This is a genomic window from Enterobacter cloacae complex sp. FDA-CDC-AR_0132 (genome assembly GCF_003010695.1).
Taxonomy (GTDB): Bacteria; Pseudomonadota; Gammaproteobacteria; order Enterobacterales; family Enterobacteriaceae; genus Enterobacter; species Enterobacter ludwigii.
In genome coordinates this window covers 1-11,065 of the sequence record NZ_CP027618.1, presented here as the reverse complement: position 1 = coordinate 11,065, position 11,065 = coordinate 1, and the positions used below count along the sequence as shown (strand labels likewise).

General features: G+C 50.0%; 10 protein-coding genes and 3 pseudogenes. 5 read left to right on the top strand and 8 right to left on the bottom strand.

The features are described from left to right. Positions 1 to 13: 13 nt before the first annotated feature. Entirely contained in the window at positions 14 to 1,792 is a 1,779-nt protein-coding gene (locus AM379_RS00060) for an adenine deaminase (RefSeq protein ID WP_106503343.1), read from the bottom strand. Positions 1,793 to 1,914: 122 nt separating this feature from the next. Between AM379_RS00060 and AM379_RS00055 the strand changes: the two genes are divergently transcribed. Together AM379_RS00055 and AM379_RS00050 are read left to right on the top strand one after the other, a co-directional pair. Beyond that, positions 1,915 to 2,835, top strand: a complete 921-nt coding sequence (locus AM379_RS00055; RefSeq protein WP_175556439.1) for a LysR family transcriptional regulator — start codon at positions 1,915 to 1,917, stop codon at positions 2,833 to 2,835. Positions 2,836 to 2,905: 70 nt separating this feature from the next. Next, positions 2,906 to 3,421, top strand: a complete 516-nt coding sequence (locus AM379_RS00050) for a protein disulfide oxidoreductase (protein ID WP_014170867.1) — start codon at positions 2,906 to 2,908, stop codon at positions 3,419 to 3,421. A gap of 36 nt (positions 3,422 to 3,457) precedes the next feature. Here the strand turns inward: AM379_RS00050 and AM379_RS00045 are convergent, their stop codons facing one another. Further along, on the bottom strand, positions 3,458 to 4,924 hold the full coding sequence (locus AM379_RS00045; RefSeq protein WP_020883226.1) for a pyridoxal phosphate-dependent decarboxylase family protein: 1,467 nt from the start codon (positions 4,922 to 4,924) through the stop codon (positions 3,458 to 3,460). Positions 4,925 to 4,942: 18 nt separating this feature from the next. Beyond that, positions 4,943 to 6,319, bottom strand: coding sequence for a diaminobutyrate--2-oxoglutarate transaminase (locus AM379_RS00040; protein WP_014170865.1), 1,377 nt, complete (start codon positions 6,317 to 6,319; stop codon positions 4,943 to 4,945). 336 nt (positions 6,320 to 6,655) lie between these two features. Between AM379_RS00040 and AM379_RS24280 the strand changes: the two are divergent. Together AM379_RS24280 and AM379_RS00030 are read left to right on the top strand one after the other, a co-directional pair. Further along, positions 6,656 to 6,802: pseudogene (locus AM379_RS24280) on the top strand (integrase); the annotation flags it as partial. Positions 6,803 to 6,944: 142 nt separating this feature from the next. Further along, positions 6,945 to 7,259 carry a hypothetical protein gene (locus AM379_RS00030; RefSeq protein WP_032679717.1) on the top strand — a complete coding sequence of 105 codons (315 nt, stop codon included), beginning with the start codon at positions 6,945 to 6,947 and terminating at the stop codon, positions 7,257 to 7,259. On the opposite strand, the pseudogene AM379_RS00025 reads toward AM379_RS00030, so the two are convergent. Then, positions 7,256 to 7,914: pseudogene (locus AM379_RS00025) on the bottom strand (DUF4225 domain-containing protein). The gene AM379_RS00030 and the pseudogene AM379_RS00025 overlap by 4 nt on opposite strands. 3 nt (positions 7,915 to 7,917) lie before the next feature. Continuing rightward, positions 7,918 to 8,064: a hypothetical protein gene (locus AM379_RS24275; RefSeq protein ID WP_236900318.1), complete on the bottom strand. Its 147-nt coding sequence runs from the start codon at positions 8,062 to 8,064 to the stop codon at positions 7,918 to 7,920. An 81-nt stretch (positions 8,065 to 8,145) separates the two neighbouring features. Here AM379_RS24275 and AM379_RS00020 point away from each other — a divergent pair, with 81 nt between their 5' ends. After that, a complete protein-coding gene (locus AM379_RS00020) occupies positions 8,146 to 8,826 on the top strand; it encodes a RipA family octameric membrane protein (protein WP_032678554.1) in 681 nt (226 codons plus the stop codon). 122 nt (positions 8,827 to 8,948) lie between these two features. On the opposite strand, the gene AM379_RS00015 is transcribed toward AM379_RS00020, so the two are convergent. The 3 genes and pseudogenes from AM379_RS00015 to AM379_RS00005 all read right to left on the bottom strand — a co-directional run bounded on the left by AM379_RS00015 (position 8,949) and on the right by AM379_RS00005 (position 10,603). Next, positions 8,949 to 9,443, bottom strand: coding sequence for a YrhA family protein (locus AM379_RS00015; RefSeq protein ID WP_032678553.1), 495 nt, complete (start codon positions 9,441 to 9,443; stop codon positions 8,949 to 8,951). A gap of 18 nt (positions 9,444 to 9,461) precedes the next feature. Then, positions 9,462 to 10,106 (bottom strand): annotated as a pseudogene (locus tag AM379_RS00010) (HNH endonuclease signature motif containing protein); the annotation flags it as partial. A gap of 134 nt (positions 10,107 to 10,240) precedes the next feature. Beyond that, positions 10,241 to 10,603 (bottom strand): hypothetical protein, encoded by a 363-nt coding sequence (locus tag AM379_RS00005; protein WP_106503341.1) that lies wholly within the window; start codon positions 10,601 to 10,603, stop codon positions 10,241 to 10,243. Between the last annotated feature and the right edge of the window lie 462 nt (positions 10,604 to 11,065).

Below are 11,065 nucleotides of genomic sequence, written 5' to 3'. Positions count from 1 at the left end.
CTCTCCTTCGGTATTATTGTGTGTTGTCCGGGGTTTCCCGGTAAGAAATCAGCGGATCGACAATCTGGCGCGTGCTGCCATCGGTCAGTCCAAGATCGGTCAAATGTGGCCCGGCATTACAGGCAAGGCAGGTTCCTTCGATGGCCTTAAAGACCCGATACGGCGGTTCCCAGTCGGCAATCAGACTGCTGCGATCGCGCAGCGTCCTGAACTGCAGCGCCAGCTCGGCAGGTGGCAGTTCCGACAGCATGCCCGCAATCGGCATGGCAACGTGGGCAATCACGTCACCCTGTTGCGCCAGCGCCATGCCACCACCGCTGTTGATAAGCGTATTGGCAGCCAGCGCCATATCGTTCGGATCGCGGCCCAAAACCACCAGGTTGTGAGAGTCGTGCGAGTAGCTGGTGGCAATCGCCCCGCGCAGTTCCCCCCAGCCTTCAAGCAGGGCAATTTGCGGTTTTGCTGCATGACGGGCATGGCGATGCTGAACCCAGATCAGGCTAAAACCGTCCGGGATCTGCACGCACCCGTCGCGCACCTGCACATCTGTTTCACCCCAGCGGGTAAAGCGCGCGCCGCAGATGTGGCGCAAGCGAGCCACGCCATGGTTCGCGTTGCCAATGCGCATGTAAAAATCATCAGCGGTCAGGGCAGACAACCGTACGGTATCACGCGGCAACGTAAGAGGCGTATCAGCAACAGGTTCGAGCGTTGCCCCGTCCCGGGCAATCAGCTTTCCGGCGACGTAGACCTGGCGCGCCGTCAGTTTATCCAGCGAGTCAAACACCACCAGATCCGCGCGACGCCCGGCGGCAATCAGCCCCAGGTCGTTACGCTGCAGGCGAATGGCTGCATTGAGCGTTGCAAAACGCAGTGCGTCGGTGGCCGCTAATCCATGTTCAATCAGCAGGTTCAGCAGCGCGATGATCCCGCCTTTTTCCATGAGGATGTCTGGCGGAACATCATCGGTACAAACCGTGATGTGAGACGAAAGATGGGGGAGCGTTTTCAGGGCGCTGACAATATCGGGCAGCAGATAAGGGTGCGAACCGCGGATCTCCAGCGTCAGCCCGGCACGCAGTTTTTCCAGCGCATCGTCAGCCGACGTTAACTCATGGTCAGAAGTCACGCCTGCTGCCAGATAAGCCTGTAAATCCGCACCGCTGAGACCGCGGGCATGGCCTTCAATCAGCTTTCCGCTGTCGAGCCCGGCCTGCATAATTTCAAGCATACGCTGGCTGCCATTAAGCACCCCATGCATGTCCATCACTTCAGCCACACCGCGCACTTCCGGCCAGCCAAGCAGGGTGTTCATCTCGTCTCCGGCAAAATCCGCCCCGGACATTTCCAGGCCGGGCGTTGAGGGCACGCTTGAAGGCGCGGCGACCATCACCTGCAGCGGCAGATTGCGGCTGGCCTCAATGGCAAAACGGACGCCGTCAATGCCCAGCACGTTGGCCAGTTCATGCGGATCCCAGAAGACCGCCGTGGTGCCCTGTGCAAGCACAATCTCCGCGTAGCGGGCGGGCATAAGATGGGAGCTTTCAAGGTGGACGTGGGTATCGATCAGCCCTGGCGACAGAAACTGGTTGTTCAGCGCGTGGGTCTCATGTGCGTCGTTGCGGCTGCCGCGCGGATGGACACTGGCAATCAGTGATCCCACGATACCAACATCCGCTTCGCGGATCTCACCGGTGACCATATCCACAATACGGGTATCGGTGAGCAGCAGGTCAAAGGGCATTTCGCCTCGTGCAGCCTGAACGGCGCGGCGTCGGGTTTCAGCAGTCATGCAATTAACAGTTCCAGCATCAAAATAATGACGCTACTCTATGCACACGGCAAACGTTTGCCCAGCTGATAAAATTTATCGCCCGATAACCCCGGGTTATTCTGTGACGCGTGTAATGGATAATCATGACGGAACCCTGGCAGCGCTTGCCCGCGCTCTCTCTTCGACAGCTACAGTATTTTGTCACTCTGGCGCAGCTGCGTCATTTTACTGATACCGCCAGCAAACTGGCTATCAGCCAGCCGGCCCTCAGCAGTGCGTTGCGGCAAATCGAGACGGTGCTTGGGGGCAAACTGGTTAACCGGACCGCCTCGGCCGTGACGTTGACGGAGCTTGGCAATGCCATCCTGCCGCACGCGCAGCGGGTGCTCAGCGTGGCGCAGCTTGCGTTTGACGACATGCAGCACATTGTTCAGGCGGGCGGAGAAGGTACGGTGCGTATCGGGCTGATCCCTTCCGTGAGTTCGCTGCTGTTCCCCTTGTTGCCCCGGACGCTCGCGCAGGCTTTTCCCCGCCTCAGGGTGGAATTTCACGATCAAACCAACGATGCGCTGGTGGTCCAGCTGCTGAAAGGGCAGATTGATTTCGGCATTGGTGCGCTCGATAACTCTGTTCCCGACCAGCTGAACGTGTTTCCCTTACAGGATGACCCGTTTGTCGCGGTCATTCACAGCGACGATCCGCTGGCCGCGTCGGCGCACCTGCCCTGGAAGCAACTGGCAGGGCGGGATATCGCCGTGTTCTCAAAAGGCAATATTCAGCGTCTGGTTGCGGCGCTCGCGGAAAGCCACCGTTTGTCGTTGCCGACACGCTATCAGGTGGACTACATCGAAACTTTGTATGGTCTGGTGCGCTCGAAACTCGCCGTGGCGATTTTACCGCAGCTCTATACCACGCACCTCCAGGACCCGCAGCTCAGGGTGGTACATCTTCAACAACCGGCCCTGGCCCGCACGGTGGCGTTAATGCGCGCCCCGCAGCCGCTTCCTCCGCTTATCGAATCCTGCTTTACGCTGATGGCCGACACGTTGCGAACGAAATGACCCGACACTTCTTTACAGCGTGATGGCGCATTGCTCGCTAAGATGACCGTCGATTCATCAAGAGGTCACAATGGAAAACCGCAAATTCAGTCGACTGCGCCGCTGGGCGCGGGAAGGGATCATCTTCTTTCTGCTCGCGCTGGCCGTAATGTGGGGTGTGGATCAATACCGCAAGCCCACACTCCCCGCCAGCTTTAGCGCTACACCGATGCACAGCATCGACGGAAAGATCCACGATATAACGGCACTCAGCCAGGAACGCCCGCTGCTGATATACGTATGGGCAACCTGGTGCAGCATCTGCCGGTTTACGACGCCCTCAGTCAATACGCTGGCAGAACAGGGTGGCAACGTCGTAAGTATCGCCATGCGTTCCGGCGACGATGCAAAGCTGGCGCGCTGGGTCGACAAGAAACAGCTGGTCATGCCGGTGGTCAACGATGCCAACGGTGCGCTGTCGCAGGCGTGGCAGGTGAGCGTAACACCGACGCTGGTGATCGTGTCGAAGGGGAAAGTGGTCAGTACTACTACGGGGTGGACAAGTTACTGGGGAATGAAGCTCAGACTGTGGTGGGCAGGGCTGTAAAGAGAGCCCCTCTTCCGGCGGAAGAGGGGCTGGATATTACTTCGCCAGAACTTCCTGTGCGGTACGCTCAACCAGCGACAGCAGGACTTTAATGTCCTCCAGAGTCACGGTTGGGTTCAGCAGAGTCAGCTTCAGGCAGGTGACGCCGTTATGCTCGGTCACGCCGACGTTAGCACGGCCGGATTCCAGCAGCGCATCACCAATTTTCTGGTTCAGCAGGGCGATACCCGCGTCGTCCATCTGTACCTGTCCACGGAAGCGGAACAGTACGCTTGCCAGCTGCGGCTGCATAACCAGTTCCAGAGCAGTCTGCTCTTTCACGTAAGCCGCAACCTGCTGTGCCAGCGTAACACCGTGATCGATGATCGCCGCGTATTGTTCCTGACCCAGCGCTTCCAGGCTCATCCACAGCTTCAGCGCGTCGAAACGACGGGTCGTCTGCAGAGATTTGGACACCAGGTTAGGCACGCCAGCTTCTTCATCGAACTCAGAGTTCAGATAGGCAGCCTGATAGCGCATCAGCTCATAGTGGCGCGCTTCTTTGAGCAGGAACGCACCGCAGCTGATAGTCTGGAAGAACTGCTTGTGGAAGTCCAGAGTAACGGAATCCACCAGCTCGATACCGTCCAGGTAGTGACGATACTGCTCAGACATCAGCAGCGCGCCGCCCCAGGCCGCATCAACGTGTACCCAGATATTCTGTTTCGCCGCCAGTTCAGCAATGGCACGCAGCGGATCGATTGCACCTGCATCGGTAGTACCGGCAGTGGCAACAATCGCCAGGATCTGCTCGCCGTTAGCATTGCACTGCTCAATTTTCGCTGCCAGATCGTTGAGATCCATGCGCGAGAATTCATCCGTTTTCACCTGCACGACGGACTGGTAGCCCAGACCCATCAGCGCCATGTTTTTCTGCACGGAGAAGTGTGCGTTTTCAGAGCACAGCACGCGGATTTTACGCAGATCGCCAACCAGGCCGTCCTGCTGAACGGAATGACCCTGACGCGCGAAGAACGCATCACGGGCCAGCATCAGACCCATCAGGTTACTCTGCGTGCCGCCGCTGGTGAACACACCGGCGTCGCCAGCCTGATAACCCACGCGGGTACGCAGCCATTCGATCAGCTTGATCTCAATGATGGTTGCGGACGGGCTTTGATCCCAGGAGTCCATGCTCTGGTTAGTGGCGTTAATCAGCACTTCCGCTGCCTGGCTAACCACCAGGCTTGGGCAGTGCAGGTGCGCCACACACTGCGGGTGATGAACGGACAGGCTGTCTTTCAGGAAGAACTCCACGGCGCGTTCAATTGCCGCTTCGTTGCCCAGCCCTTTCGGGTTGAAATCCAGCTTAATACGGTCGCGCAGTTCCGCGACCGTTTTGCCCTGATACATCTCAGGCTGTTTCAGCCACTGCATCACAGCCTGAGTGCTTTGTTCAATCGCCTGCTGGTAAGCTTCAATGCTCTGCGCAGAGGAGAACAAAATTGGGTTTGAATCTGACATCGTGTTCAACAACTCCGGTTACGCCGGGCGAACGCCCGCAGCAAGCAGCGCCTGCTCGAATTTATCCAGGAAGACTTTCAGCTCATCATCGCTGATCAGCAGGGAAGGCAGCAGACGCAGAACAATACCGTTGCGACCACCGCGCTCCAGAATCAGGCCGGCTTCGAAGCACTTCTTCTGAATCAGTGCAGACAGCTCGCCATCACCCGGGTAGCAACCCATGTGGTCTGCCGCTTCGTGTGGCTTAACGATCTCAATCCCGATCATCATGCCCAGGCCGCGAACGTGACCGATAACCGGATAGCGTTTCGCCATCTCGTTCAGCTGGCCTTTCAGCCATTCGCCCTGTGCGGCCACTTTGCCCGCGATATTCTGGTCTTTCAGGATTTTCAGCGTTGTCAGACCGGTTGCCATTGCCAGCTGGTTGCCGCGGAAGGTACCGGTGTGGTGGCCTGGTGCCCACGCATCGAACTGTTTTTTGATGCCGAGTACCGCCAGTGGCAGACCGCCGCCAACCGCTTTAGACATCACGATGATGTCTGGCTCAATGCCCGCGTGTTCGAAGGCGAAGAATTTACCGGTACGGGCAAAGCCAGCCTGAACTTCGTCGAGGATCAGCAGAATGCCGTGTTCCTGAGTCACTTTACGGATGCGCTGCAGCCACTCAACCGGAGCCGGGTTAACGCCGCCTTCACCCTGAACGGCTTCAAGGATCACTGCCGCAGGTTTACGCACGCCGCTTTCAACGTCGTTGATCAAGTTTTCGAAATAGTAGGTCAGCGCTTTCACACCCGCCTCACCGCCGATACCCAGTGGGCAACGGTACTGGTGTGGGTAAGGCATGAACTGCACTTCTGGCATCATACCGTTAACCGCTTCTTTCGGAGACAGGTTGCCGGTAACGGCCAGTGCGCCGTGAGTCATACCGTGGTAACCACCAGAGAAGCTGATGATACCGCTACGACCGGTCACTTTTTTCGCCAGTTTCAGCGCCGCTTCAACGGCATCAGCACCGGATGGACCGGTGAACTGCAGGCAGTACTCTTTGCCCTGACCAGGCAGCAGAGAGAGCAGATATTCTGAGAACGCGTCTTTCAGAGGCGTAGTCAGATCCAGAGTATGTAACGGCAAGCCGCTGGTAATGACATTTTGGATGCTTTTCAGCACATCAGGATGGTTATGTCCAAGCGCAAGGGTGCCTGCGCCTGCTAAACAGTCAAGGTATTCTTTATTGTCTGCATCGGTGATCCACACGCCTTCTGCTTTAGTGATTGCTAAAGGCAGTTTGCGCGGATAACTCCTGACGTTAGATTCAAACTCGGCCTGACGGGCCAGATAGGTTTCGTTGCTTTTGTGGGCATCTACGGTGTCAATACGGACTTTATCCGTCATCATATCACTCCTACAACCGCCGCTTCGTTATGAGCAACGATTGAATAAAAAGTTAAAAAACAGATGGGGGCCTGAAAAAAACGCCGCCAATATAGAGCCTTTTGTCACGAGGCTCAATGGTTAATTTGTTTACTGTTTTATGACATGCGGTACGGGGGAGGGAATATCCTCATTTCAAGAATAAAAATTGCGCTTTATGCCAAACAAAAACAGCCGGTTACGCGTATTTTGTCAGGACTGTAAAAAGAGAGAAAAGTGTGTGACAAATCGTGCCATTGAGGGACGTTAAGGGGGGCAGATAGCCCCTTTAAGCGCATTATCTCGACATTACCTGCAAAATATTTAGCTGGCTGGGTTGGTAGCCTGGCACACTTGCAACAGGTGGTAGGACATGAGAAAAGCGGTTCAGGGATTACAAGACGCTTTTTGCACACTTTTCCTTTATGTTCAGTTTGTTACGTGATTCATGGTTTGGACTGGTTGTAACGTCTTGGTACTTAGGGCTAAGGAAAGGGGCGGTAGAGTCTGCCGCAAAGTTTCGGCTGGATTGCTGTAAAGTTCATCAGTATGATTGCTGACTCAAGCAGGGATTGAGAAACCATTTATGGTAGACAAGGGTCGATACGATATGAAAGTGACTGATGAGGCTTTGTTACGTTCTGGTTTTACGCAGCCCGAATTGCAGAAGATAAAATGCAATATTGAAAAATATGGAGGAACGCTTGGAGAGGCCATAAATGACCTCGCTAGACGATTTGTTACCTTGGCGGGAGTGGTGAGTGCGTGTACCTTTGTCCTATTGCTACTTGTCGTCTTCAGCTCACCTGACAGAGCAATTGCATGGGGGCTGGCGATGGTCTTTGGGGTTGCCATTATGTCCTTCGCACAGCCTCCGGTAATTTCCTATAAATCCTGGCGTTACCGTAAAACCATCAAGGATTAACTGGTTCCATTTTCTGTTGTCAAAAGGTCGAAAATCACTTTTGCTTTAACACCATAACCGACAATCTTCATTGTTAACTTAGGGGGGCTCATTGTACTGACTTTGCGATAGTAATCGTGTGGAAGCCAGCGGAATAATCTCCAGGCTCCGGTTTTTCGAGCGAGTCCAGCTATGCTGTACACACCGGCAGCAAGAGTAACACCATTATAGAGAGCCAGGCCCGTGTTAGGATTAAATCCCATAAACTGGGCCGTATGCATCGCAGAGTCAGCAATAATACCTTGCGAGGGTTTATGTCCTGCTGGCTGATCAAAGTTGAGCACTTCTTTCGTTAATCCGTTCATTCCATCGGCAATCAAGACTGCCCCAGCCAGCATACCAATCGGCCCCATAGTGGATAACATCATAAAGCCACCAAAGAGAACCACGCCTGATAGAACCACATTTACAGCTGATATAACATAACCAACGATTTTATTATTTTCTCGAACAAATTCTATCTTCGCGTAAAGCTGTGCGGACTTGGTTCTTAACAGACGCTCATGTTCAATAGATTGTGTGTTTCAGCACGCAGATTTTTGATGCATACAATGCATTCTTCATCGGTTATAGCTCGTCGTGCTGTTTCAAATTCTTTCTCTACAACCTGTTTTATCTCTTAAACAAACTTGATACGAGTTATCCCATCTTGCAAATAGAATGCTGACAGCCGATTTGCTGTTTCGACGAGTTTCCGGGCTTCCAGATTCACCATGGTATCTGACCATGTTCTGTTCCAGCCCCTGTTGAGCAGCGTGATATCCATAAAGATTCCTTCCCAAAAACTCGCTTTCATGTCATAGCTATGCTGTTATTTTGTGTAGGTTATAACGGATAAGGGCTTACCATGCAATCCATTACAAATGAAAAAGACAATTCATTACAAAACAATCACTTCCAAAAAAATATCGATTATTTTGCCGCAATATTAGGTGAAGAAGTTTATAAACAATCAGCTCCAACAGAGAAACAATTAACTATATTAAGTGAAGCATATAAGCAAACGCTGGATACAAGAAAATTTGAGATTGAATTATACTGGAAAAGGGCTACTTTTATGTGGCCTGTAAATGGAGCATTACTTGTTCTTATTGGTATATTTGCAAAACTATTTTATGATGCCCCACTTGAGAAGCGGACAGAATACTTTTTAGCAATATCAGTTATTTCTTTATTAGGATACCTGATTTCCATGATTAGTAGTGGTATTTCTCAAAGCGGGAAGTACTGGCAAGAAAACTGGGAGTACCATTTAGATATGCTTGAGCCTTTCTTTTGTGGACATCTTTTTAAAACTCATATTTCACGCCGCCCTCAGCCATATTCAATATCTGAATTACAAGATACAGTCAATCTAATATTGATATTGTTATGGGTTCTTATTCTTACTTCTTCAGCAACCCAAACACCATTCTCTACCTGGCAGCAACTTACAGTTTTAGTATTTTCTTTTATATTGATTACCTACAAGTTAAAATACAACCCTTTCAGCAAGAAAAAATGGAACATAAAGCAGAGAGAGGTATAGTCTTCCATAGTTAGTCTGGAATGGTTGCCAGTAAATGTAATAAAGCGAAGTTCATGTTTTTATTTTAGGAAAGCCCCCTGTGCAACGTTTAATCAATAGGGGGCGGTTTACAGAGATAGTACTTACTTGACTGCTTCAAGTATTTCTTTTAGAAAATCATAGAAATTGTCAAATGATCCAAATACACTTTCTGTAGATATATTATCCCTAATTTCAAATAGATTGGATTTAGTGTCATATGTGAATAATGATATGCTATTTTCACCTATTACTAATCTTTCTGCAAGATCAGGATCTATAAAATCTTCATTATCTCTATAGAAATCATTCATTACAAATAGATTTTTAACTAATGGTTCAGGGGTAGACAAACTGAATAGAGTAAGACCGTCATATTCAAATCCGTCCATATACTCTAAAAATGTGATGTAGTCGGGTTGGTTGGAAAATAAAACACACAGTTCGTCTACTAAATTTTCTAACATTGGTGTTGTAGTTGAATCAGGTTTTCTGTTCAAAATACTATTAAGAAATGATTTCCCAATTGGGTCTTGAACTGGATACTCCCACTTAATCATTTCACTTTTCAGTTCTGCAAGAATGTTTTCTATTTTCATTTTCTTGATTCCATAAAGTTATTTAAGTGGGTAAATTGAACCAGTAGGTATTGCCCACGGTGTTACTCTACTTTCCCCTGGTACTAAATTTTTAACTGCTGACCTCTGCATGTTTGTAAAAATCTTATGAAATGGTTCCTTTTCGATTAACACTAAGTTCTTAAAAGAATTAGTACCACCATCATCTAATGGAAGTTTGTGGTGAACATCCCATCCATCTGGAGACTTCCCACTATTCATCCTAAGTAACTGTGATGGTGAAAAAATATTAGCTGCATCAGGAGTAGCAGCAATTTCTTTAACAAATTTCTTTCTTACTGTGCTATCGAATTCTTTTCTTAATAATGCTGCTTCTGCTGGATTTCTTTTAGTATAATTAATATCGGTAACTGTAATTCCATTAACTAATCTGGATTCACCTCTGAGTTTCCCCAGATAGCTTGTCATTTCATCATATAGTTGTGGGTTAGGTCGTTTCGCTAACAGAATGGAAGCCGCCGCAATAGCTGTACCTGCTGTTTGCTCATTCAGTACTTGATCATATCCCTTAACAGCGTCTCCACCTAACTGCTCTGCTGTTTTCCTGAAGCCCTCAACATTACCATTGTAGACACCGCCAGCCGCCAGTAGGCGTCCTGCGGCCTTGCTGTTAATCGTCTGGTATGTCGGCTCAGAAGCTGGTGCTGATGTTCCACCGGAGAAAGATAGTAAAAACGAAGTTGGGCGGGGCTTTCCTGAACAGTAGTACCTGCATCCTACAGAACTCCTGTATTCTTTCAGGATCTGTTCAGCACCATTCATTTAAACGCCTGGTACTTCTTACAGATAAGCTGACCTTGGTCGTCGATATAGAAAAGCTCTCCAGGGGAACCATAGCGGTCTAACATCACGATTTCACCTCTGAAGACAAGGTATCTCAGGCGTCTTTCAGTATTGAACCCATAGGTATGATTGTTTTGGTAAGCATAGCTACGTGAATATGACGGGCGAGGTCTTAGCCCTTCAACGTGATAATGATCGCGATATCTGTCATCGAACTCGTATTCCTGCCTGATGTAATCCCATGTAACAGAAGGACGGGTTATCAGTTCATACTTCTCTGGTTCAAGGTTATCCCTTGAAAGGTAGAACAAGTTAAACCCCGGCAGACTAAAACTCATAACCAGCTCCTTTTGGTAACGGTTTTTGCATTTTATAACCAGAGAACACTGAAAACAAATGATTGCGTCTCAGCATCATTCATTATGAAAAAGGCCGCTTACGCGACCTTTTTTAACACAGCAATCATTGAGAGCGATCGAGTACCATGTACGCAGGCTCGCACATTTAATCTGACGCCGTATATATATCGATTGATATTGATTATAGAGATTGTGATGGTGGATCAGGTCAGAAGTTGATTTGAAAAGTATTAAGTTCTATTGTTTTCCTATGAGGTACAAAATGGGGTACAAGGTGAGGTACAGCGTGAAGATGTAATATTCGTAAGATCAATCTTGTATCAGCACGTGACTTGGCGTAACCTACTAATTGATAAAGAAATGTAATCTTCATGACTCGGGGTGCCCTTCTTAAATGAAGGCTGAGAAATACCCGTATTACCTGATCTGGATAATGCCAGC